This is a genomic window from Streptomyces sp. RKND-216 (genome assembly GCF_004795255.1).
Lineage (GTDB): Bacteria > Actinomycetota > Actinomycetes > Streptomycetales > Streptomycetaceae > Streptomyces > Streptomyces hazeniae.
This window is the reverse complement of record NZ_SSBQ01000002.1, coordinates 2972583-2996127: the sequence shown is the minus strand read 5'-3', so window position 1 is coordinate 2996127 and position 23545 is coordinate 2972583. Positions and strand designations below refer to the sequence as shown.

At 74.7% G+C, this 23545-nt stretch carries 14 protein-coding genes and 2 tRNA genes; 2 read left to right on the top strand and 14 right to left on the bottom strand.

What is annotated here, in order from left to right:
- Positions 1-33: 33 nt before the first annotated feature.
- From E4198_RS13345 to E4198_RS13300, 10 genes are all read right to left on the bottom strand, one after another.
- On the bottom strand, positions 34-1194 hold the full coding sequence (locus E4198_RS13345) for a M50 family metallopeptidase (protein WP_247597665.1): 1161 nt from the start codon (positions 1192-1194) through the stop codon (positions 34-36).
- On the bottom strand, positions 1191-2300 hold the full coding sequence (locus E4198_RS13340; RefSeq protein ID WP_281727983.1) for a lantibiotic dehydratase C-terminal domain-containing protein: 1110 nt from the start codon (positions 2298-2300) through the stop codon (positions 1191-1193). The genes E4198_RS13345 and E4198_RS13340 overlap by 4 nt, the downstream gene beginning before the upstream one ends.
- Positions 2297-5032, bottom strand: a complete 2736-nt coding sequence (locus E4198_RS13335) for a lantibiotic dehydratase (protein ID WP_247597664.1) — start codon at positions 5030-5032, stop codon at positions 2297-2299. The genes E4198_RS13340 and E4198_RS13335 overlap by 4 nt, the downstream gene beginning before the upstream one ends.
- Positions 5033-5096: 64 nt before the next feature.
- Entirely contained in the window at positions 5097-6740 is a 1644-nt protein-coding gene (locus E4198_RS13330; protein WP_136183348.1) for a nitroreductase family protein, read from the bottom strand.
- Positions 6741-6796: 56 nt separating this feature from the next.
- Complete coding sequence (locus tag E4198_RS13325) at positions 6797-8698, bottom strand: TOMM precursor leader peptide-binding protein (RefSeq protein ID WP_247597919.1); 1902 nt, start codon at positions 8696-8698, stop codon at positions 6797-6799.
- A 100-nt stretch (positions 8699-8798) separates the two neighbouring features.
- Positions 8799-10994 (bottom strand): TOMM precursor leader peptide-binding protein, encoded by a 2196-nt coding sequence (locus tag E4198_RS13320; protein WP_136183346.1) that lies wholly within the window; start codon positions 10992-10994, stop codon positions 8799-8801.
- 4 nt (positions 10995-10998) lie between these two features.
- A complete protein-coding gene (locus E4198_RS13315) occupies positions 10999-13020 on the bottom strand; it encodes an AfsR/SARP family transcriptional regulator (protein WP_136183345.1) in 2022 nt (673 codons plus the stop codon).
- Positions 13021-13025: 5 nt separating this feature from the next.
- The gene (locus tag E4198_RS13310) at positions 13026-13313 is read right to left on the bottom strand and encodes a hypothetical protein (RefSeq protein WP_136183344.1); all 288 of its coding nucleotides are present in this window, start codon (positions 13311-13313) and stop codon (positions 13026-13028) included.
- A 546-nt stretch (positions 13314-13859) separates the two neighbouring features.
- Positions 13860-13932: transfer RNA gene (locus E4198_RS13305), tRNA-Arg, on the bottom strand.
- Positions 13933-14139: 207 nt separating this feature from the next.
- A tRNA-Ser gene (locus E4198_RS13300) sits at positions 14140-14230 on the bottom strand.
- A 320-nt stretch (positions 14231-14550) separates the two neighbouring features.
- Between E4198_RS13300 and E4198_RS13295 the strand changes: the two genes are divergently transcribed.
- Together E4198_RS13295 and E4198_RS13290 are read left to right on the top strand one after the other, a co-directional pair.
- On the top strand, positions 14551-15087 hold the full coding sequence (locus E4198_RS13295; RefSeq protein WP_136183343.1) for an SSI family serine proteinase inhibitor: 537 nt from the start codon (positions 14551-14553) through the stop codon (positions 15085-15087).
- Between the two features lie 221 nt (positions 15088-15308).
- Positions 15309-19283 carry a PAS domain-containing protein gene (locus tag E4198_RS13290; RefSeq protein WP_136183342.1) on the top strand — a complete coding sequence of 1325 codons (3975 nt, stop codon included), beginning with the start codon at positions 15309-15311 and terminating at the stop codon, positions 19281-19283.
- 182 nt (positions 19284-19465) lie between these two features.
- Here E4198_RS13290 and E4198_RS13285 read toward each other — a convergent pair whose 3' ends face one another.
- From E4198_RS13285 to E4198_RS13270, 4 genes are all read right to left on the bottom strand, one after another.
- Positions 19466-21124 carry a long-chain fatty acid--CoA ligase gene (locus tag E4198_RS13285; RefSeq protein WP_136183341.1) on the bottom strand — a complete coding sequence of 553 codons (1659 nt, stop codon included), beginning with the start codon at positions 21122-21124 and terminating at the stop codon, positions 19466-19468.
- Positions 21125-21244: 120 nt separating this feature from the next.
- Positions 21245-21871, bottom strand: a complete 627-nt coding sequence (locus E4198_RS13280; protein ID WP_136183340.1) for a SigE family RNA polymerase sigma factor — start codon at positions 21869-21871, stop codon at positions 21245-21247.
- A gap of 245 nt (positions 21872-22116) precedes the next feature.
- The gene (locus E4198_RS13275; RefSeq protein ID WP_247597663.1) at positions 22117-22938 is read right to left on the bottom strand and encodes a DUF1906 domain-containing protein; all 822 of its coding nucleotides are present in this window, start codon (positions 22936-22938) and stop codon (positions 22117-22119) included.
- 319 nt (positions 22939-23257) lie between these two features.
- Positions 23258-23479 (bottom strand): hypothetical protein, encoded by a 222-nt coding sequence (locus E4198_RS13270; protein WP_136183338.1) that lies wholly within the window; start codon positions 23477-23479, stop codon positions 23258-23260.
- Positions 23480-23545 lie beyond the last annotated feature (66 nt).

Here is a 23545-nt window from a genome sequence, read left to right as displayed (position 1 = left end):
GTGGCGTGGGGGTGGTGGACACGTGGTTCTCCTTCAGGGGTGGAACAGCGAGGCGACGAGCAGGGCGGCGAGGACCGCCAGCCCGGCGACCACGGCGGTGGAGCCGAGCCCGTAGGCGGTGTAGACGGCACGGGCACGGCGCGGGTACCGCTTCGCCGCGGGGTCGCGGCGCAGGGCGAGGCGCAGGTAGTCGCGGCTGGAGGCGGCCAGGGCGGTGGCGCCGGCGGCCTGGCTCACCACCTTGTAGCCGTCCAGCGGCGGCAACGGGAGCAGCATGGCCAGCGCCTGGACGGTGCCGATGAGCAGCAGCCCGGCCAGCCCGTCGTGGGTGGCGTCGTCGACGGGGACGAACAGCCAGAGCGCGCAGAACGGCAGCAGGAACAGCAGGTTCGCCACCGCCCCGGCGACCGCGGTGAAGATCCGGTCCCGGCGGCGGGGCAGGAAGAGGTAGTTCTCCACGCTGCAGTACATGATCGGGACCGGTTTCCAGCGCAGCCCGATCTCGCCGACGGTGCCGCCGAAGCGCACGGCGACCACACCGTGCGCCAGCTCGTGCAGGGCCGTGGACAGCCACATCAGCAGCGCGGCGCCGGTGATGAGCACCGGGTTCGCGAACGTGGCGGCGGTCCCTTCGAGGACCTCGTCCGCGCGGAGCACCAGCATCGTCTCCATCGCGAGGACGGCGGCGAGCAGCGGCAGCAGGCACAGGGGGTGCAGCAGGAAGCCGACCGCGCGGTGCAGCCTACGGGCGGTGGCGTCGGCGTCGGCGACCATGCGCAGCGTGCCGGTGGACGGCTTCGCCTCCTCCTCCGGCGGGTCGGCGGCGGGGCCGCCCACCAGCAGGCCGCGGCTGCCGAGCAGGGTGAGCAGCTGGGTCCAGTTGCCGTCGCCGAGCCGCCGCCCGAACGTCTCCGCGTACCCGCGCCCCAGCTCGGCCAGGGTGCGGGTGCCGTCCATCCGGGAGAGCAGGTGGTGCTCCCGCGGGCCGAGTTCGAACGACCGGCCGTCGCCGGTGTTCTTCACCAGGTGGACGAAGCGGTCGCCGCGCAGCACGGCGTCGCCGAGCAGCACCCCGGGCCTCAGCTGCGGGCGGTACTCCGCGGTGGCTCCCTGCCGCGCGGCGCCCGGCCGCCGGTGCGGGCCCGGCGCCGCCCCCGGTGCCGCGCCCCCGGTCCGCTCGGCGGGCGCGGTCACGTCGCGCCTCCGGATCCGTCCTCCCGCAGCACGCGGTGCAGCACGTGGGAGAGGTAGGCCTCGTCCCGGATGGTCACGTGCAGCCGGTTGTTCGTCATGTGCATGTACGGGGAGAGGAGGACCTTCAGGGCCCCGTCCGGGTCGGTGATGCGCTTCTCGCGCGCTCCCTTGTCGAAGCCGAAGACCAGTGCGCCGTCGACGGCCAGTTCCCGCACCCGGTCGCGCAGTTCGCGGCAGTGGGCGGCCCAGCCGGCGAGGAAGTCGGGCAGCTTCTCGTCCTCCCCGGCCGCGAGCGCCGAACGGATCGCGCCGAACATGCGGGACAACGACGGCGCCGTGGCCGCGTAGTTGTTCTCGTACTCCTTGTCCCCGATGAATCCCGTGCCGGGGAACGCCTTGTGCCAGAAGTGGTAGTAGTCGTCCAGGAAGTCCGCCAGGTCCTCCTCGTCGGGCAGGAAACAGGCGGCCATCACCATCATCAGCTGCGCCGACGTGCCCAGCAGCACGGTGCGCAGGTGCAGGTTCTTGGTGCGGAAGGCGTCCAGGACCAGTTCGCTGGAGTACCGGAAGTGCCACTCGGCCAGCTCGATCCCGGCCGGGCCGCCGTACTTGGCGTACTCCGGGTCGTACGGCATGGCGTGCCGCGAGTTGTTGGGCCGCAGGTTCATCCGGCCCTCGTCGTCGGTGTACGGGCTGCGTTCGGCGTCCGGGAACTCGATGTCGAACAGCGCGTTGTAGAACTCGTTGAGGAAGCCGGTGTCCACCTCGTACAGCGCCGGGCGTTCGGCGAGGAAGGCGTCGATCGCCTCCTCGGTGCGGCGCCGCACCTCCGGCTCCGCCTCGGGCGAGGACGGCCGCACCCGCAGCCGCACGTGCGGGCCCTCCAGCCAGTAGTTGATGAAGAACCAGTTGGCGAGCAGCCCGTCTGCGTCCAGTTCCCGCACCAGCGGGCGGACGCACTGGAGCAGGAGCGGGCGGGGGTTGGCGGCGTAGAAGACGTGGGTGGCCTGCCAGGCGCCCCGCTGCTCCCCGCCGGACGCGGCCCTCGCGGCGGCGTCCGTACCGGCGGGGGCTGCGGTGCCGGAGGCGGTCACTTCGGCGTTCACGTGCGGGTCCTTCCCTCGGGGGCGGGCGCGGTCTCCAGGGCCATCTCGGCGACGTGCCGGCCGCGTCCGGAGACGGTGTGCAGGTCGTCCTCGTCGGGCAGCGCCTCGCGGAACACCACGCGCGCCTCCGCCGTGCGCAGCAGCGCCTCGAAGGCGGTCAGCGAAAGGTGGCTGTCGAAGTCGACGTACTGCGGCTTGGCGCTGGTCGCGCCGCGCCCGCCGCCGTCCGAGACGGTGGCGAACACCCGGTCGGGCAGGCGGTGCCGGCGGCGCCAGCGGTGCCAGCCGAGGTACCAGTCAGCGTCGGTGTCGCCGGGTCCGCGCAGCGGCAGCGCCGAGGCGGGCGCGCTCCAGCTGCGCCGGCTGAGCACCACGCTGCCGTGCCGCACGCGCGGGCGCGTGGTCACCCCCTCGTCCGGCTCACCCTGCGGGACGCCGCCCCAGACGTCGAGGCGGGTCATGGAGGTCGGGGAGAGCAGCAGCAGCGTGCGCGGGATCTCCGGGAGCGCCAGCGGGACCAGGTAGCCGAGGTAGACGGGGATCACCTCGCGGTCCAGGCGGGTGGAGCGCAGTACCAGCCGGTCGGCGTCGGCGTCGTGGACGATGTACAGGTCGTCCAGGTGCAGCCGGTACTCCTCGGGCACGCCGCCGGTCTCGCCGGGGCACACGATCTCGTAGTCCAGCAGCCGGTCGTGCAGGTTGAGGTTGCTGGTCACCGGGCCGCCGGTGATCTCGGCGAAGACCGCGCCGTCGGGCGCGAGCCGCCGGGTCTCCTCGCGCAGCCGGTCCGCGAGCCCGTCGAAGCAGTGCGTGAAGCGGCTGAACGGGAACGACAGGCCGCCGTAGGAACGGTTGAGGACGACGAGCGGGTCGCCGGCCCGCTCGGCGAGCTGCAGATGGTGGCTGAGCGGCGCGAACGCCGGGGCCACGCCGTCGAGTCCGCCGGCGACGGCGTCGAGGAGGCCGGCGCCGATCTCCACCTCCGCGACGCCCGAACCGGCCGCTGACGCGCCGCTGCGCTCCCACACCTCGCGCATGCCGTCGAAGAAGGTCTGCCGAGCGGTGTCGAGCGCCTTGATGCGGGGCAGCCCGAGCCAGTTCTCCTCCGGCACGTACCGGCCTTCGGCGTCGAACGTGCTGCGCTTGGCGGTGAAGGAGATGTACTGGTCGAAGAAGTCCTCGTGGAAGTCGTGGACCAGCTTGAGCAGGTCGTCGCACCGCCCGCCCTGGCCGAAGCGGGCGGTGAAGAAGCCCTGGAACGTCAGCCGTTGCGGCAGCGTCACGTCGAAGGCGGGCAGCGCGCGCTCCACCTCCCGCAACGGCTCCCCGGCGATCCGGCTCCAGGCGGCCAGGTCGCAGCCGGACCGCGCGACGGGGGCGGCGTCCTCGTAGAGCACGGTCTGCGGGACGCGCGGCTCCCCGGCGCCGAGCCCGCGCTGGATCGCGGCCAGCGAGTCCCGGAGTTCGGCGAGCAGCGTCCGACGGCGCTCCGGAGCGGCCCCGGCGAACTCGTCGATGCGGGCGAGCGGTCCGGCCAGGTCGTCCGCGAGGCTGTCGGCCCAGTCGCGGTCCAGGCCGCGCAGGGAGGCCTGGAAGGCGCGCAGCGGGTCGGTGTCGTGCACGCCGATGCGCAGGCAGGGCACCTGGAGCATGCCCAGGTCGAGGAGGGCGGCCAGGTAGCGGTCCACGTCCTCGGCGGTGGCGTCCGGCTCCTCGTCCGCGAGCATGCCGCCGAGTTCGCCGTAGCGGATCTCCGGGCGGCGCTCGAAGAAGGCCAGCATCCTCTCCAGCGCGCCGCTGCGGCGGAGGAAGAACAGCCGGTCCTTGACGCTGTCGAAGGTGACGGCGGTGTCGTCGTCGCCGGTGGTCACCCAGCGGCGGACGTAGCGGACGCGGTCCTCGTCGTGGCCCCAGCCGGAGGCGAGCGTCACGGGCAGCCCGTCGCGGCGTTCGGGGTCGTCGAGCACGGTCTGCGCCAGGCGGCCGAGGGCGACGACGTTGAGCCGGGTGTGGCTGGTCCACACGTCGTCCACCCGGATCTGCAGCGGATCCGCCCCGTCCGCCGCGTCCCGGGGACCGTCGGTGAATTCGCCCAGCGCGAGGCCGGTGAAGGTGGAGAACGGGCTGGTCTTGCAGGCGGTGCGGTAGAGGTAGGCGAGGAGGGAGCGCTCGATCTTCCGGTGGCGCTTCTCCGCGCCCTTGTCGCGGCTGCCGTCCGCCCGGGCGGGCGGACCGGCGGCATAGCCGTCGACCTGTGCGTCCAGGGAGGGCGAGGCGAGCAGCAGGCCGCCGCCCAGGCGGCGTTCGCCGGCCAGGGCCCGCAGTTCCGTGCGGGTGCGGTCGAGTTCGCCGGCCAGCACCTCGGCGCCGTCCGCCGTACGGGCCGCCAGGTGGCGGCGGTCGGCCAGCCAGGCGGTCAGCTTCTCGGCCACGCGCGCGTCCAGTGCGGCGACGAGCGCGACGGCCGCCTCCGGGTCGTGCGGCAGGCGGTTGTTGAAGAGTTCGCGGCGCAGCTTCAGCAACCGGCGGCGCACACCGCCGTCCTCGCAGCCGCCCACCAGATCGTGCAGCAGGTCGCCGACGGCCTCCCCGGCCGCGCGGGACCGCGTCGAGGCGTCCAGCACCTCATCGGCCCACTGGCGGCTCCCGGGGCAGCGCAACCGCTGCACGGTCTCCACGGGCAGACCGGCGACCCGGAGCACGAACGGGCGGTGGAACAGCTCACCGGTCACGCCGGTCTCCTCCTGGTTCGGTTCCCGGGTCGCTTCCCGGGCATGAGCGGTGGACATGCGGCGGTCACGCGATCTCGAAGTGGAAGGCGGCGGGCTCGGGCCGTTCGTGGCCGATCATCATGATGAGCAGCGGCGCCTCGTCGGTGCCGGCCAGGCCGAGTTCGTCGGTGTAGGAGATGTTGTCGAAGCCGAGCGCCACACCGCAGCCCAGGTCCAGCGCGGCGGCCGCGGTGTAGACGGCCTGGGAAGCGGCGCCGACGGTGGCGCCGACCAGCCGGTAGCCGCGGTCGCCGACCGCGTCCAGCACGGCGTGCGTGCGGACGGTGGGCACCAGCACGGCGCCGGCCTGCTCCAGGTTGTAGTTGGACAGGAAGTAGTTCTCCTGGAGGAAGGAGCCGGGCTTCCCCTCGCGCACCGGCCGCAGCCCGCCCGCCTCCGGGTCGTACAGGTAGCTGCCGGGAGGGACGTCCTCGACGTGGTTGACGAAGACGAAGGTGCGGGCCAGCCGGACCGGCGAACCGCCGCCGGGGCCGCCGGAGTAGTCGCCGCCGAGGCGAGCACCGGCGTCGGCCGCCGCGAGGGTGGCGGCGAGCTGGTCGGCGGTCACCGGACGCCGGGCGTCGAACCGGCCGAAGCTGCTGCGGCGGCGGCGCAGTGCGGTCCGCACGTCGGCATCGAGCGGGCGGGGCGCGGGCAGCGGCAGCAAAGGGGCTGAGGCGTCGGGAGCGTGCGCCGCCGCGGACTCCAGCGCGCCGGGAGCGGGGCGGTCCTCCGCGCGCCCGAGCGTGGCGGCGTGCATCGCGCGGACGTCGTCGAAGGCCAGCAGACGACGGGACTTCTCGATGTCCCGGTGGCGTACGGCGGCCGGTGCGGGAGCGACGCGCGGCGTGCGCGCCTGCGGCCCGGCGTCCGTGTCCGCGTCGGAGTCCTCGGTGCGCCGCCACCGCAGCGGCACCACCGCGAACACGCCCTCCGCGTCGCCCTCGACGCCCAGCAGCCGCGCCAGCCGCTCCTCGTCGAACCACAGCAGCGGCTCCACGTCCAGGCCGCGGGCCCGCGCCCAGATGCGCCACGTCTGCACCAGCGCACCGAGGTCCATGGACACGACGTGGAAGCAGAAATTGTTGTATTTGAACGCGTTCTGCCAGTACTTCACGCCCAGCACGAGGTAGTGGTCGGCGTCCGCGCCCGGGGCGCCGTCGCCACCGAGGGCGGTGCGCACCTCGCCGGTCACGTCCCCGGTGAGCAGGCGGTGCATCGCGTGGTGCCGGGTGGAGTAGTAGTGCAGTCCGGGGGTCACCGGGCCGCTCCTGCCGGAGACCCAGTGGATGCTCACCGGGTACAGGCCGCCGCCTGATGCGGAGCCGCGCGACCAGTTGGCCAGTGGGTAGAACGGCAGCGCGTTCAGGTCGGTGTTGGCCTGCACCGCCAGCCGCCTGCCGGTCAGCCCGTAGGAGTCCCGCAGCATGCCGGACAGCGCGTCCAGGTCGAACCCGCCGTCCGGACCGGCCGGTTGCGCTGCGGCGAGGCCCCGGTCGACGTGCGCGTCCGCCGGGTAGCGGCCGTCGGGCAGCGGCAGCCGGTCCACGCCGGGATAATGCTTGCCCTTGCGCGGGCCGTCCGCCCAGTCGGGCACGAAGTCCGCGGGGTCCATCGGGACCCGGCCACGATGGAGGATCGCGGTGGCGTAGTCATGGGCGAGACCCACGGGTGCTCCTTGCTGCTCGTGGACGGGCCCTGCGGGGCGCCGAAGGGGTCGGACGGTCAGGGGAAGGGGTGCGGGGCGGGGTTGAGGTCGTCTGGCGTCAGGTCCTTCTCGCGCAGTCCGGCCTCGCGCAGGGCGGTGCGCAGCCGGGGCATGCCCAGCGCGCGCTGCCGGGTCCAGCCGAAGTCGATGGGCAGCAGTCCGGGCACCAGGACGCTGACGGTCCGCAGGCCGAGCCGCCGCTGCTCGGGCATGGTCTGATCGACGACCACCACGTCGAAGCCCTCGGCGGTGACCGCCTTCACGCAGGTGAGGAGGTCCTCGCGCAGGTCGTCGGAGACGGCCGGCACCGATCCGTCGCCGTACAGGTCGGCCATGCTCCGCCGCGCCGGGCGCGGTGCGCCGGGGCGGCCGAGCAGGAAGTCGGCGTGCCGGCCCATCTCGGGGATGCCGTACGCGAGGGGGTGGTCGTGCAGCGCGGCGACGCGGTGGAAGTCCCCGGTCATGGCGCGCAGCCGTTCCTCCTCCCGCTCGGTGCGGCCCTGGAGGTTGACGGCGTCGGTGGCGATCTCGCAGAGCGCGGCCGCCAGCGCGGCCTCGGGGTCCAGCCCGGCGCCCGCGCCGAAGCACATCCGGCCCAGGCCGCCGTCGTGGCGGAGCGCGACTCCGGTGACGACCGGCACGGGGAAGGTGATGCGGGTGTCGAAGAAGCGCGCCTCGTAGCCGTACATCTCCAGCCGGTCGACCATGTGCCGGGTCGCGGCGCTGCCGCTGGTCGCGGGGTCGATCTCGGGCAGGGCCGCGCGCCCGTACCAGCTGAGGAGGAACGCGTCCCGTTCGACGACCTCCATCAGCCCGAAGTAGACGGCTTCCTCCAGCGCGCCGCCGGAGGCGCAGCCGTTGGAGCTCTCCTGCACGAAGCGGTTCTCCAGCCCCGGCGCGTGGTAGTACGTCAGCACCTCGGGCACGAGGAGCGGGCGCTCGTCGCGCAGCGACCAGCCCCACACCCACGGCACCTCGCGGTCCGTGGTGAAGGGGGTGATGTGCGGGTTGGCGCGGTGGAAGTCCTCGGAGTAGAGCCCGCACACCCGCGGGTCGACGGCCGGGACCCCACGGGCCCGCAGGCCGTCCAGCGAGTCGCGCACCGACGCGGTACGGGCCCGCGCGCGCATGCCCGCGTACCGTTCCAGCCCCTCCAGGACGCCGATGCGCATGCTGGTGCCGAAGCTGTCGTCGTGGCCGCCCCAGAAGGTCTCGCGCAGGTAGTCGCCCGAGCGCATGGAGAAGCAGCCGATGGTGGCCGAGGTCGAGGTGGACGACACGTCGTGCACGATCGACGGGCCGAGCGAGCCGCACACCGGGTTGGCGTAGGGCTCGACGGGCAGCGCGTACTCCCCTATGCCGCGCACCCGGAACGAGCCGGGCGACCTCTTGGGCGCGGGCCGGAGCGCGAGCGTCGCCGCCTCGGCGGTGTCCGCCTCCGGACGGGCGCAGCGCGGGCACTCGGGGTCGGGCACCAGCGAGTGGCGGCGCACGGTGAGGCTCTCCAGGTCCAGCACCTGCACCCGCGCGTAGGAGTCGTCGGGCGACGGGGCCGGCCCGGTGGCGAGGCCGGTCACCAGGGCGGCGACGGCGGCCGCCGCGTACGGGGTGCCGTACGGCGACTCGCCCGCGGCCCGGGTGCCGCCGCCGATCTCCAGCGCCTCCCGCAGCGTGACGGACCGTACGGCCTGCCAGCGCCGGGCGAGGCACTGCGGGCAGGCCGGCGCGCCGGGGGCCGGGCCCACGACGACCTGCCGCCCGTACACGTGCACCGGCAGCGACGCGGCGGCCGGCGTGTCGGCGCCCGTGCCGGGCACGGGGTGGGCGACCGCGTCCGCCGCGCGGCCGGCCGGGCCGTCGGCGGCGAACGCGTCGGCGACGCCGAGCGGTGCGACGGTGACGGGCGCCCGGCAGCCCAGTTCCGCGAGGGCCGGGCCGAGGGCCGCGGCGAGCGCACGGCAGGACCGGTCCCACGGGGCGTCCGGAACGGCTGCCCGGGACGCCGGCGCGTCGGCGACGTCAGCGCTGGGCACAGGCACCGTCCTCCGGACCGCCGGTGAGCAGGACGCGGGCGGTGTGCACGCCCGCGGTGCGCAGGTCGGCGGGGGTGGTGGGGACGTGCAGCACGTCGCGGCCCGCGGCGCGGAGCCGGTCGAGCACGGAGTTCCAGTCGGTGTCGGGGGCGTCGGCGGGCAGCTCCGGGTCGCCCTCGACGACGAGCGTGCTGGGGGCCAGGTCAGGGACCAGCGGGTCGCCCAGGTCGACGTCGCCCCGCTCGCCCGCCGCGTCGTCCCCCACGAGCTGGGCCTGCCCGAGCAGGTCGCGCAGCGCGGCGCAGGCCGCGGCCTCGCGGTTCAGGTCGCAGCCGACCGCCCAGCGCGCGCCGTCCGCCTCGCGGGCCAGCACCACGTGGGCGGAGGAGTGCGCGCTCTCGCCGAGGTCGAGCAGTTCGGCGTCGACCCCGATGGTGGCGGCGGTCTTCCGCAGGAACACCAGCTCCGGGTCGGCCTGCGCGGCGGCGTCCCCGTCCGCTTCCCCGGCCGAGGCCGTCGTGCCGCTCTCGACGGCCAGCAGGGTCGGCCGGGCGGCGCCGCGCAGGGCGCGCAGCAGCGCGTCGTGGGCGAGCGCCGACAACAGGCCGGTGCCCGCGGCCTCCTGCGGGGTGGCGCCCGCGCCGGAGCCCGCGCGGGTCGCCGGATGGACGCGGGCGCGGTTGTGCGGACCGAACGGCCGTACCGCCGCGGCGGGAACGCGTACCGGCTCCTTGGTGAGCAGGGACGACGCCGCCACCTCCCCGCCGCCGTCGAGCGCGGGCGGCACCACGTGCTCGACGTAGACGGCCGCCGCCGCGTACAGGGCGCGGGTCCGGGCGCCGGCCAGGTGGTGCACGTCGAAGGCGGCGATGCGGCGCTTCCCGCCCGCGCCGAGCGGCAGTTCGACCCGGCTGAGCTTGAGCGGCGTCTGCGTCAGGTCCTCGTCGTCGAAGCGCGTGAACACGCCCGCGTGCGGCCGTACCAGAGCGGTGCCCAGGGCATTGAGGTCCTCGACCGTCTGCTCGGCGTCCCGCGCGGTGGCAACGGTCGCGGTCCGCGGCAGCGCCAGCCCTTCGGCGAGCACCCGGGCGGCCCCGGTCTCCTCGGCGGCGTCCGGCGGCTCCGCTTCCGGCGTGCAGAGGCGGCAGCGCGGGTGCGGGCGCAGCGGCTCGGCGACCACGTCCAGCGACTCCAGTTCCTGGAGGAGAATCTGGCCGTCCGTCTCCGCGCGCAGCGCGCCGGTGGTGAGGCGGAACACCTCGTAGCCCAGCAGGTTGCCGGTCATGGCGGCGACGGGCCCGTGCAGACCGCCCCCGGCGACCGGTTCGCGCGGCGCCACGACACCCGCGATCACGCTCCACGTCTCCGCGGCGGCGTCCGCATCGGTCGCCGCGCCCAGCCGCAGCAGCGCGCAGCCGAGGCAGCCCGTACCGCCCGGGCGGCTGACCGGCCCCGTGACGGCACGATCGCCGAAGGTCCAGGACGGCAGCAGCGTCCGGCCGTCTGGCACGCCCTCGGCCAGCAGCCGGTGGGCGAGGGGCGCGGCGCCGTCGCCGGTGACCACCACGACGTCGTAGCCCTCCAGCGCCGCCCAGCCGCGCGGCTCCGTTTCCAGACGGTCGACGCGCGCGGGGCAGCCGCCCTCGGCCAGTTCGCGTTCCTCGGCGCCGACCTCGGCCGACGCCTCCTGCACGGCGATGTGGGCGCAGCCATTGCGGAGCAGGCTGACGGCGCACCAGCGGGCGACCGGGCCCCGGCCCAGCACCGCGACCCGCGCGTCGCGGAAGCGGCGGAAGCGGGCGGGCGCGCCGCCGGTGTAGTGGTCGATGTAGGCGATCTGCGGCGCGAACCGCTCGGCCGCGGCGGGATCGGGCACGTGCGCCGCGACGTCGTCGTCCTCCTCGGGGACGCTGCGGGCGAAGCCGCGGTCGTACAGCCGATCCACCAGACCGGCGGCCATGGCGCGCTGGGCGTCGGGGAAGCCCTGGCAGATGTCGGCCAGGCTGTGCCGGCCGTTGAGGTGAGGGACGAGCAGCGAGGCGAACCGGTACGCGGTCCGCCCGGTGAGGTGGAAGCCTCCGTCGGCGTTGTGGAACAGCACCCCGCCGGGCGTCTCGGTGAAGAGCACGTCGCGCCGGATACGGGGTCTGGTGCCGGCGAGGGCCTCGAACGCTGCTGCCATCTGGTCACACCTTCTGTGCGTGTCTGCGAGTCGGTCGGTGCCCGTGGGGGCCGGCGGTGCCGTACGTGCGGACGGCGTGCCGCGCGAAGGAGCGGACGAGCGCGTGCATCCGGTACGGGCCGGGCGGCCCGTCCTCCAGCAGCCCGGCGTCCGCGAGGTGGTCCAGGAGGGTCGCCGCCTCCTCGGCGGCGTCCCCGTCGAGCACGGCGGCCGCGTCGTCCGCACGGAACCCGTCGGTGTCCGCGCCGTCGAGGGACCCGAGGCGCAGCAGCGCCTCCGCGCACCGCTCCTCAAGCCGACCGAGGGCACAGGTGAGCACCTCGCGGACGGACATGCGGGAGTCGCCGGGCAGCGAGAGGCGGCCGACGGGGTCCTCGGCGAGCCAGTCGGTGGCGTCGGCGAGGGGGAGTCCGGGCCGGGTGGAGAGCCAGGCGGTGGTGATGCGGAGCGCCAGCGGGAAGTGGCCGCAGGCGGCGGCGAGCCGGTCGGCAGCCTCCGGTTCGGCATTGACGCGCGTAGCGCCGAGTACCGCACGCAGCAGCTCGCGCGATTCGTCGGGGACGAACGCGTCCAGACGGTGGACCCTGCCGCCGTGCGTGGCGATCAGTCCGGCGAGCCAGCGGCGGCTGGTGACGAGTGCGGCGTCGTCGGAGTCGGCGGGCAGCAGCGGCCGTACCTGATCGGCGTCCACCACGTCGTCGAACACCAGCAGAACGGAGCCGCTACGTCTGAGCCGGGCAGCGGCGATCTCGGCGGCCGCCTCCTCCGCGCTGCGCGCCGCGCCGTCCGGACCCACCATGCGCACCAGCAGCCGGCCGCCCGGGTAGCGGTCCCGCACCAGGTGGGCCACCTGCCGGGCCAGCGCCGTCTTGCCGATACCGGGCGCGCCGCAGACCAGCAGGGTGGCGGGGTCGTCGCGGACGCCGGTGAGGTGCTCCGTCATCGCGGCCAGGTGCGCCGCCCGCCCCGCGAACGAGGGCACGCCCGCCACCTCGGACACGGCGGGCGCCGCGCCCTGCTCGCGCGTGGGGCTCCCCGTGGGGGTGCTCGCGCCCGGCGCGGCGTCCTCGGCGTGGTCCGCAGCGGACTCCGCGGCCTCTCCCGCCGCGGCTCCGGCGGGGGGGACGCCCGCCGCGGGCGGGCCCGCCGTGCCGGTCTCCGGGAGCGGCGTTCCGGCCCCGGCGGGCAGCGCGAGCCGGTTCGCGCCGGGCCGGTGGCCGCGCGTCTGGCCGGGCACGGTCGCCCGGGTCAGCACCGCCCGGTCGCTCGGCTGCGTCGGCGCGCCCAGCTCGTCGCCGCGCAGGATCGCCAGCTCCAGACGTTGCAGCGCCGGCGACGGGTCCACGCCCAGCTCGTCCAGCAGGTACCCCTTGATGGACCGGTACTCCGCCAGTGCCTCGGCCTGCCGGCCCGAACGGTAGAGCGCCTCGATGAGCTGCTCCCGGAACCGTTCGTGGGCGGGGAACGCGCGGGTCGCACTCCACAGTTCGACGAGCGCCTGCCCGTACCGGCCGAGCAGCAGCTCCAAGGTGCAGGCACGTTCCACGGTGCGCAGGCGTTCCTCGGTCAGCCGCGGCACCTCGTCCCGGTGCAGGACGTCCGAGGGCACGTTGGCCAGCAGCGAACCCTGCCAGAGCGCGAGGGCGTCCTGGAGGGCGTACAGCTCGGCCTCCGGATCGTCCGTCAGCCCGGCCGCCGCCCGTACCCGCGCACGGAAGGCGAGCAGGTCGAGCGTGTCCGGATCAGCGGTGATGCGGTACCCGCCCGGCACCGCGTCGATGGGGGTTTCCGTCACCCCGTGCTTGGTGAACAGCCGTCGCAGGCGCAGCACGCAGGTCTGGAGCGCGGCCTTCGCCGTCGCCGGCTGGTCCGGGCCCCAGATGGTGCGCTGCAGGTAGCCGGCGGACACCACCGAGCCCGCCTGCAGCAGCAGGGTGGCGAGCAGGATCGTCGGCTTGGACGGTTGCAGGACGACAGCGTCGTTCCCGTCGGTGAGGGTCAGCGGTCCGAGAAGCTGGAACCGCATGGCCTTTACTGCCAGCCGTTGACGTTCTTGCAGACCACGTCCGGCATCGCACCGGCGGAGGGCAGGACGCCCGTCAGTCCGGAGCAGACGTCGTCCACGACGGACTGCGAGACGGAGACCTCGCCCTGAAGGTGCTGCGGCGACGGGGGCGTTACAACGGGGGACGCCGCCGCAGCACCGGCTGACAGGGAGAACAGCGCCGCGGTGAGCACCGACAGAACCGCGCCGCGCCCCCGTCCGGCGCGAATAGAACGCTGCCCGTCCGTCGTGCTGGATGTGGTCTGTGCACCCATCACTGTCCCCTCGAACTGCTGGTCTCAGGTCTGCACCGGTCCGCCCCGGCCAAGGAAGAGGATCTTCGTCCGGCCGACCGGCGCAACAGACCCTGCCAGCTGGGGCCGTGAGGGCCCATACGGCGCCGTGTCAGGTTGCTGCATCCGCGAAGCAGCTTCTTGCCAGCGCTACATGCATGGAAGGGCTCCCCGCACCCGCATCCATACCTCTAGAGGCGAACATCAAGGCGCTCTCGACTCCTTGTCGAGCCTGACGAGCAGCACCGCGACGAAAGGGGACCACCGGCGTCGTCCATCGACTGCTGCCCAGGCCGCTCCGGCCACCGATGGAAAGGCGTCCGGGCCGGGCTCGGCCTCGCCCGCGCGGTGCGCGGCCTCGGATGGCGCCCACGGACTCGCCGTCTGCGAGTACGAAGCAGTCCCCCTGTCGCAGGGCGCGCAGGATGCGATCACGGTGCGGCGGACACTGCCGCTGAGCGGCGCACTGATGTCACCCGCTGATGCCAGAAGCCCCCTGCGGATTCCGCAGGGGGCTTCTGACCTGTGCGCGCTCGGCAGGATTCGAACCTGCAACCTTCTGATCCGTAGTCAGATGCTCTATCCGTTAAGCTACGAGCGCTTGACGTCCAGCCTCTTCCGTGCCGGTCGGCGTTGCGGGGACAACATTACATGACCGGCGCCGCCAGGCGAAATCCGATTACCGCACCCCTGCCGACCTGCGAAAACGGTCTTCCAGGGCCCCTCTCGGGCGCCGTTCACCCAGGCCCCCGGAAACGCAGAAGCCCCGGCGGCCGGCCGGGGCTCTTCGTGATCGCTGCGGATCGAGCGGAGGCTGAGGGATTTGAACCCTCGATGGGCTTTAAGACCCAAACCGCATTAGCAGTGCGGCGCCATAGACCAGACTAGGCGAAGCCTCCAGACACACCCGTGACCCACACACGGTGGTCGGGGTATGCGTGCAGATGATGACACAGCCGGGGCCGCGGTCACCAATCGCCCCCCACGGTACTAGGCCCGGGGGCCGCCGGGCAAAGCCTTTGCCCCAGGTCGGAGTGTGGCGTTGCCCGCCACCTGAGCGAGATGCCGCCACTCGACGCGACGATCCGCGTTGAACCGGGAAGAGACGGACATGGCGGTCCGGCCGACGGGTGCTCCGGCCCCCACACGCCCGTGCCGTCCCTCCGCCCGTCCCGCGCACGCACCCGTGTGCGCGCACGCACGCCCCGGGAGTCCCGCCATGCCTCGCCGTACCGCCCCCACCCTGGCCGCGCTCGCAGGCGCCGCGGCCGTACTGACCACCCTGCTCGGAGCCGGAGCCGCCTCCGCCGCCGTGCCGCAGGAGACCGGCTTCCCGGCCATGCCCCCGGCACAGGCTGACTACCTGAGCATCACCGTCTCCGGCACCGGCGACGCGCGGCACGACGGCACGCGCTCCCTCTTCTGCCACCCCGCGGGTGGCACCCACCCCCGGGCGCAGGCCGCCTGTGACGCGCTGGACGCCGCCGTCTCCGCCGCGCGCACGGCCGGCCGCGACCCGGAGGGCCCGGTCGGCCTGTCGGGTGACACACAGCGCGCCCTCCGCGCACCGGCCGCCGGACCGTTCGCACCCGTGCCGTCCGAGGCGGTGTGCACGATGGTGCACGGCGGCCCCGCCCACGCCCGGATCAAGGGCGTTTGGCATGGTAAGCCGGTGGATGCCCGGTTCGACCGCAGCAACGGATGTGAGATGTCCCGCTGGGACCGGCTCGTCCCCGCCCTTCCCGCGCTGGACTGACCACCCGGCCCACCGCCCCAACTGGGGTTTCACCGGAAGGTGTTGACCTCACGCTCACGCTTCCCACCCGGCGCCCCCGCGCATCCGCCGCCTGAGGGGGCGCCGGTCCCCGTAGACTCTGCCTCTAGTGACGCCCCGGGGACTGCGGGCAGACTGACGGCCTCGAGCGGGCCGTTCGGCCCCGCCTCCGGTACCAGCGGCAACAGGGAGGAAGCACCGTCGTGAGCAGCAGGCCACCCCGAGGCGCTGCTCGTCTCGCCGCCATACTCGACGCGCTGCCCGATGCACTGCTCCTGGTGAACTGCAACGGCACCGTCGTCAACGCGAACAAGATCGCCCTGGAGGCCCTGGAGGCCCCGGGGACGGCACTGGTGGGCCGCGGGCTGCTCGACCTCCTCCCGGAGTTCGACCCCAACCGCATCCCCGGATCGATGCGCCGGCCGGGCGAGGACGAGGGCGAGGCCCGGACCAAGCCGACACGCATGACCGCGCGCCGCACCGACGGCAGCGAGTTCCCGGTCGAGGTGACCAGCGCCAACCTGGAGGACGGCCGCAGCACCTACGCCTCCTCCTTCGAGGCCGCCTGGTCCGACCACGGCACCGGCGGCGGGCGCAACGCGCACTACACCGGCGACGAACTGCTGATGCTCGTCGTCCGCGACCTCACCGGCACCCTGGACACCGAGGCCGAGCTCGCCCGGCAGCAGCGGCAGACCGAGATGATCCTGCGCGCCGCCTCCGAAGGCGTCGTCGGCGTGGACACCTCGGGTCGTGTCGTCCTGGTCAACCCGGCGGCCGCGCAGATCCTCGGCTACCGCGCGGGCGACCTCGGCGGCCACGAACTCCACCCCCTGGTGCACCACTCCCGCCCGGACGGCTCGACGCTGCCCTACGAGGAGACCCCGCTCGCCGACACGCTGCGCTCCGGCCGCAAGCACCGCGTCCGCGCGGCGCAGGTGCTCTGGGCGAAGGACGGCAGCCCGGTGCCCGTCGACATGACGACGGCGCCCGTACGCGACGGCGACCAGCTGGTCGGCGCGGTGCTGACCTTCACCGACCGGCGCCCGTACGTCGCCCTGCGGGAGCGGCACGAGCAGCTGCGCGCCGTGCTCGACGAGGCGCTGCGCGGGCCGCTGGACCAGCTCCGCGACGAACTCGGCGGCCTCGCCGCCGACCCCGCCGGCCAGCTGTGGCCGGAGGCCAACCAGATCCTGCACCACCTCTCCGCCGGCTACGCGCGCATGACCACGCTGGTCGACAACGTGCTCGCGTTCCAGCGCCTGCAGACCGGCAGGGAGAAGCTGAGCACCGCCCGCGTCTCGCTGGACACCGTCGTGGCCGCGGGCGTGGACGGCGCGGTCGAGCTGATCGGCCCGGGGCGCGCGCAGTTCGCCGTGCACGCCCCGCCGATCGAGGCCGAGGTCGACGCGGCGCGGCTCTCCACCGCGCTGGCGCACCTGATCGCGGACGTGGCCGGGGTGGACGCCACCGGCAACCAGTCGCTGACGCCGCCGACCGGCGACTCCACGATCGTGGTCGCGGCCGCCCAGCGCGGGGAGGTCGTACGCATCGAGGTGCGCGGACCGCACCCGGGCGGCAGCCCGGTGCACCAGCCCGTCGTCAGCGGGATCGTGCGACGGCACGGCGGCGTGCTGCAGACGCACGAGGTGCCGGGCGCGGGCGGCAGCGCGTACGTGCTGGAGGTGCCGTGCGCGGCCACCGGCGGCACCGGAGCGGCCGGCGCGGGCGCGAGCACGGACACGGGTACGGACGGCTCGGCCGGCGCCGGGTTCGGCACCGCCGGAGCGCTCGGTGCGGGCGTGGCCGGTACCTCGGGCACGGCCGGTACCTCGGGCACGGCCGGCGCCGGGATCCCGGGTGCGGGGACGGACGGGGCGGGCGCGAGCGGCGTGACACAGGCCGGGCAGACGGACAACGAGACCACCGTGATGCCCGTCCCGGCCGAGCCCATGCGCGGCACCGAGGCGGCGCCGCACGCCGCGGTACCGGCCGCCCGTACCCCCGAGCCACCGCAGACGGCGCCTGCGGCGGAGCGGGGCGGCGTCCCCGCGCAGGGCGGCCCGTACGTCCCGGAGCAGCAAGGCGGGATCCCGCCCGGGGGAGAGGGCCCGGCGCCCACCGGACGCCGCCGGCGCGCACGCGCCGACCATCCCGAGACCCCGCAGCCGCCACCCGGAGCCCCGGCGCCCCCGGCCCCCGCAGGCCCGTCGCCGGCCGGCAAGCTGCCCGCGCTGCCCGGCCCCGCAGGCCCCGCACCGGCGCAGCCGCCGGGCGGCGGACGAGCCGGCGGGCAGGCCGGCGGGCAGGGGGGCGGCACGCCCCCGCAGGGCACCGGCCGCCGCGCCCGCCGCACGCTGGCCACCCCGTCCGGGGACGGCACCTCCGGGAACGGTCCGTCCGGCAACGGCAACGAGGCTGCCGCGGCGACGCACGTGCCGGCGGCTCAGCGGGCGCCGGGAGGCATGCCGGCCCTCCCCCCTGCGGCGCCCTCCCCGGCCCCGCCGCAGCAGGCGGCCGCAGCGGACGGAGGCACCGTCCCGCACCAGATCCCGCCCGGCACCGGGCGCCGCGGGCGCCGCGCCGCACCTCCCGTGTCCGGGCCCGGCGGCGAGCCGGCTCCCCACGAGGTAACGGAGGAGGCCCTGCCGGAGCACGAGCGGGCCGGCGCCGCCGAAGGCGGCCGGCGCGCCCGCCGCCTCGCCGCAGCCCGCGCACGCGCTGCGGAGCAGGCCGCAGGGCAGGCGCCCTCGCACGAGCCGTTCGCGCTGCCGCCGGCCGAGGCGGACCGCGCCCCCGCCCAGCCCACGTCGAACGGCACGGGCACCGGCAACGGCTTCCACCCTCCCGGCAACGGTCCCGGCGCAGTCGCCGACCCCGCCTCCGCCGCAGCGGGGCGGGCACCGGCCGCGGATCCGGCCGCGGAGGAGGCACAGGCCGCGCAGCGCGCCGACCACTCCCGAGTCGCGGCCAGCCCGATACTGGGCGGCGGCCACACCACCGAAGCGGCGAACCGCCCGGTGCGCCGGCCCGGCCTCCCCATGCCCGGCGGCGGCCAGGACGCCCACGCCGCCGAGCAGACCGGCGGCGGCATCAGCGTGCGCACCCTCGGACAGGGGGTGCCGTTCGCCCGGCACATCGCGGAGCACGGAAACGGGCAGGCCGCAGGCCACGCCGAGGCGCCGCCGTCTCCCGCCCCGGCCATCCCGTCCACCCCCTCCACTCCCGCGCAGGCGACGGGCTCCGGGAGGCGGCGCAAACTGGCCACCCGCGAGGGCGACGCGGCACCCGGTCAGGCGGGTCGGCCCCAGGGGCAGGGACGCGAGTTCGCCATAGGAGCACCGGAAGCAGGAGCCGCCGAGGGCCCCGAGCCGCTGGACGGCCCGAACGGCGCCGTCGAGATCACCGACGGCGGCGGGATGACGATGCCGCTGCGGGCCGTCGACGACGAGCTGCCGCCCGAACCGCTGGACAACCCGCGGCGGCTGCTGGTCTGGCCCGAGCCCGACGTCTCCACGCAGCAGGCGCTGTCCGACCGCGGCTACCGGCCGGTCATCGTCAACTCCCGCGAGGAGGTGGACGCACAGATCGCGGCCTACCCCGCCGCGCTGTTCGTCGACCCCCTCACCGGTCCCATCACGCGCACGGCGCTCCAGTCGTTGCGGCAGGCCGCCGTCGCCGCCGAAGTGCCCGTGCTCGTGACCGCGGGGCTGGGCCAGGCGACCCGCGACGCGGCGTACGGCGCCGACCCGGCCGTGCTGCTCAAGGCGCTCGCCCCGCGCGACAGCGAGCAGCACCCGCCCCGGGTACTGCTCGTGGAGGAGAACGAGATCGTTGCGCGCGCGCTCGCGCAGTCCCTGGAACGGCGCGGCATGCAGATCGCACACGCCCCGTCGGACGCGGAGGCGGTCAACGTCGCGGCGCAGATGCAGCCCAACCTCGTGGTGATGGACCTGATGCAGGTGCGTCGCCGGCGGGCCGGGATCATCGACTGGCTGCGGGTGAGCGGGCTGCTGCACCGCACCCCGTTCGTCGTCTACACCTCGGCGGGCATCACCCCGGCGGGACTGCCGCACCTCGCGTCCGGCGAGAATCTGCTGTTCCTCGCCGAACGCTCCACCAGCGACGAGGTCCAGTCCCGCATCGTCGACCTCCTCACCAAGATCGGCGCCCACTGATCCCTGCCGGGGACGGCGCTCCGGCCGACGGCATCGCCGTGGCGGCGAGGGTCAGTGCGTGCCGACGACCCCTCGCCGCCACGGCGGGCGGCCACGAGGCGAGGGGGTCCCGCGGCGCGAGGGCCCGGCCCGACGCACCACGCCCGCCGCCCCGTCCACCGGCGCGGCGCCCGTCCGCGCGCCTACCCGCCGACTGTCGTGATCTCCAGCTCGCGCGCCGCGTACTGCGCGCGCAGCACCTTCTTGTCGAACTTCCCCACGCTCGTCTTCGGCACCTCGCCGATCTGCGTCCACCGCTCCGGCAGCTGCCACCGCGCGATCCGGTCCGCGAGGAACGCCCGCAGCTCCTCGTACGTCACCTCCGCGCCGCCCTCCGCGAGCACCACCACGGCCAGCGGGCGTTCGCCCCAACGCTCGTCCGGCACGGCCACGACCGCCGCCTCGGCGACCGCGTCGTGCGCCATCAGGTGGTTCTCCAGCTCCACGGAGGAGATCCATTCGCCACCCGACTTGATGACGTCCTTCGCCCGGTCGGTCAGCGTCAGGTAGCCGTCGGGCGTGATCACCCCGACGTCACCGGTGCGCAGCCACCCGTCGGGGCTGAACTTGTCCTCGGGGCGCTCGGGCTCGCCGTCCGCGCCCCCGTAGTACGCCCCGGCGATCCACGGCCCGCGCACCTCCAGCTCACCGGCCGACTCGCCGTCCCACGGCTTGAAGTCGCCGTCGGGGCCCACCAGTCGTGCCTCCACGCCGGCCGGGAAACGGCCCTGCGAGATGCGGTACGGCCACTCCTCCTCGGGCGTCAGACCGCCCGGCGGGTGGGCGAGACTGCCCAGCGGCGAGGTCTCCGTCATGCCCCAGGCGTGGCAGACGCGGATGCCGTACTGGTCCTCGAAGGCGCGCATCATCGCGGGCGGGCAGGCCGATCCGCCGATGGTGACGGTCCGGAGCGAGGTGATGTCACGCGCCTTCTGGGCGAGTTCCGCGAGCAGCCCCTGCCATATCGTCGGCACCGCCGCCGCGTGCGTGGGCCGTACGGTCTCGATCATCTCCGCGAGCGGCGCGGGCTGGAGGAAGCGGTCGGGCATCAGCATGCCGACGCCGGTCATGAACACCGCGTGCGGCAGCCCCCACGCGTTCACGTGGAACATCGGCACCACCGGCAGCGTGATGTCGGCATCCGTGAGGCCCATCGACTCCGCCAGGTTGACCTGCATCGCGTGCAGGTAGATGGAACGGTGCGAGTAGACGACGCCCTTCGGGTCCCCGGTGGTGCCCGACGTGTAGCACATCGCGGCGGCCTCTCGCTCGTCCAGCTCCGGCCAGTCGTACGTGGTCGGCTTGCCGGCGAGCAGGTCCTCGTACGCGTGCACGGTCGGTCGGCAGCCGTCCAGCACGGACGTGTCACCCGGCCCGACGACGACCACGTGCTCGACGGTCTCCAGCCGGGGCAGCAGCGGGGCGAGCAGCGGCAGCAGCGTGCCGTTGACCAGCACGACCCGGTCGGCCGCGTGCCCCACGATCCACACCAGCTGCTCGGAGGGCAGGCGCAGGTTCAGCGTGTGCAGCACGGCGCCCATGCAGGGGGCGGCGAAGTACGCCTCGACGTGCTCGGCGTTGTTCCACATGAGCGTGGCCACGCGGTCCTCGCGGCCGACGCCCAGGTCGTCCCGCAGCGCGTGCGCCAGCTGCGCGCTCCGTGCCCCGATCTCGGCGAACGACCGCCTGTGCGGCTCGCCCTCCCCGGTCCACGTGACGACTTCGGACCTTCCGTGGACGGTCGCGCCGTGGCGCAGGATGCGCGTGACGGTCAGCGGTACGTCCTGCATCGTGCTCAGCACCGGGTGCCTCCCCGAGTTACGGCCGGGTAATGGTGCTGCGATTCTGGCCGCATACCACTCGGTATGTCGACCCCCCGCCACCCCGCTTCCTCGCACCGGCTCCCGCCCCGGCCGGCACGGTCAGGCCGCGGCGCGCTCCGTGGCCGGGGACGGGATCGGGGCCGCGGCCGGGGTCGGGGAGGGCTCGCCGTGGATGTCGGCGGCGAGCCGGGGGTCCTCGCGGAGTTTGGCCAGGGCGCGGGACACCGCGCTCTTGACCGTGCCGACCGACACCCCGAGCACTCGGGCGGTCTGCGCCTCGCTCAGGTCCTCGTAGTAGCGCAGCACGACCATCGCGCGTTGACGCGCGGGCAGCGCGCACACCGCGCGCCACATCGCGTCGCGGACGGCCTGCTGTTCGGCCGGGTCGGGGCCGGGCACGGGCTCCGGCTCGGGCAGCTCGTCGACGGCGAATGTCTCGACCCGGCGCTTGCGCCACTCGGACGTACGGGTGTTGACCAGGGCGCGCCGCACGTAGCCGTCCAGCGCACGGTGGTCCTCGATGCGGTCCCACGCCAGATAGGTCTTGGTCAGCGCGGTCTGGAGCAGATCCTCCGCGTCGCAGGGGTCGGAGGTCAGCGAGCGCGCGGTGCGCAGCAGCACCGGACCGCGGCTGCGCACGTACGACGTGAACGTCGGCGGCGTCACGGTCGTGGCGGCGGCGGAGCCGGGGCGCCTCGCGCTCCGGACGGTCCCAGGCGTGGTCATGGCTCCACGCTAGGAGTGGGGCGGCGCGGGGGGATCGCCCGGAAGTCCCGAAGCGCCCTCCCCCTCAGGGAGTACACCACGCGGCCGCAGCACTCCCCGGGGTGGAGGGCGGTCCGCCGCGCGTCAGGGTTCCGTTCGCCGGGTGGTGCCGCCGTGTCCGTACGGGCTCCGGTAAGACGTCCGCCGGGCGGCCCGTCGGGGCCGCCCGGCGGGCGGGAGAACGCGGGCGCAGCGGCGCCGGAACGCTAGCCGATCACGGCGACCGGCGCGTCGACCAGGTTGCGGTCGATGTTGACAGTGCGGCCGCCGTGCGTCTCCTTCACGTTGCCGCGGTACTGGTGGATGCGGCGGTGCGGCTGCCAGTCGCCGGCGGAAAGCGTGGGCTCACCGGCGACGTCGGGGCGGTCGTTCCAGCGTGCGAACCACATCACCTCGGGCAGGTCCCGCTCGCCTGCGTCGCGTGCCTGCTGGAGGTGCGTCACGCCGGATCCGGCCGAGCTGTAGAAGCCGGGCAGGTAGCCGTGCCGGCTCACCTCGCGGTTCCAGCCCTGCACGAAGGTGAGGGTGACGTCGGCGCAGCGGGCGTCCTTGCGGTCGTACGCCTCCATGTCGAGGTAGAGCGGGCTCGCGGGCAGCATGCCCAGCTCCTCGGCCTGCCGTACGGCGTCCCGGCCCTCCGCGACGCCCATGCGCCACGCACGGTCGGGGTCGATGGCGTAGCGGCGCTTGCGGTCGGAGTGCACGCACGGCGACTGCGAGCCGACGTACAGCGGGAGCAGGTTCCAGCCCATGTCCGTCACGCCCCGCACCCAGTCCGGGGTGAGGTGGTGCTGGTCCGGACAGGCACGGCCGCGGCCCCCGATGTAGACGCCGACGGCCCGGTACGGCGAGTCGGTCCAGGCCGCCATGGTGCCGAGGGAGGGCGCCTGGCAGGTGTCGAACCCGCGCCCGGTGAAGATCTGCGCGCCGCCGAGGCGCGGGTCCTGGTCCGCGTGCGCCGGTGTGGTCGGGCCGACGACCAGCAGGGAGGCGAACGCGGAGAAGAAGACAACGAATCGTCGCATCATGTGCCTTTTGTGCCGCATGAGCCGAGTGAACGACCGGACTACCCGGCGGAGCCCACGACATGCCGAGCACCTGCTCACGGCACCGCATACTTCATCCGATCGCAGCAACGCCCTCCGCGCGTACGCGTCCCTGCGTCCGCCCGTACGTCCACCGCGGGCTCGCCCGCCCGCACGCAGCGAACGCGCACGAACGTCCGCGCGCCCGCACCGTCTTGTGCACGACGGTGCGAACGCGGCGGACGACTACCCCTTCACTCCCCGGAAGACCCGGAAGTCCCCGGTGCGGTGATGCGGTGCACCCGGCCTCCCGGCTCCGGGCCTACCAGAGCTCTGAGAAGTTGATGGACACGTTGTCCTGGTCGATCCAGGTCGGCCCGAGGCCGTTCACCCCGGCGTTGTTGGCCTGGTTGCCCGAACCGACCTGCGTGTTGACGATCGTGTTCGCACCGTTGTCGGCCTGTGCCACACCGCCCATCAGGGCGACCGCGAGCGGCAGGGATGCCGCGGCGGCGATGAGGCGGGCGGTACGGATTCGTGCCATGTCTGTTCCCTCCCAGGAACCGGTGTCTCGGTGGACTGCGACGTCGCGCCCCGATGCTGCCCGTGG

Bases quoted from the DNA above. Each gene is read 5' to 3' on its own strand.
- E4198_RS13320 (WP_136183346.1), bottom strand. From the start codon at position 10,994: ATGGCAGCAGCGTTCGAGGCCCTCGCCGGCACCAGACCCCGTATCCGG.
- E4198_RS13315 (WP_136183345.1), bottom strand. From the start codon at position 13,020: ATGCGGTTCCAGCTTCTCGGACCGCTGACCCTCACCGACGGGAACGAC.
- E4198_RS13310 (WP_136183344.1), bottom strand. From the start codon at position 13,313: ATGGGTGCACAGACCACATCCAGCACGACGGACGGGCAGCGTTCTATT.
- E4198_RS13295 (WP_136183343.1), top strand. From the start codon at position 14,551: ATGCCTCGCCGTACCGCCCCCACCCTGGCCGCGCTCGCAGGCGCCGCG.
- E4198_RS13280 (WP_136183340.1), bottom strand. From the start codon at position 21,871: ATGACCACGCCTGGGACCGTCCGGAGCGCGAGGCGCCCCGGCTCCGCC.
- E4198_RS13275 (WP_247597663.1), bottom strand. From the start codon at position 22,938: ATGATGCGACGATTCGTTGTCTTCTTCTCCGCGTTCGCCTCCCTGCTG.
- E4198_RS13270 (WP_136183338.1), bottom strand. From the start codon at position 23,479: ATGGCACGAATCCGTACCGCCCGCCTCATCGCCGCCGCGGCATCCCTG.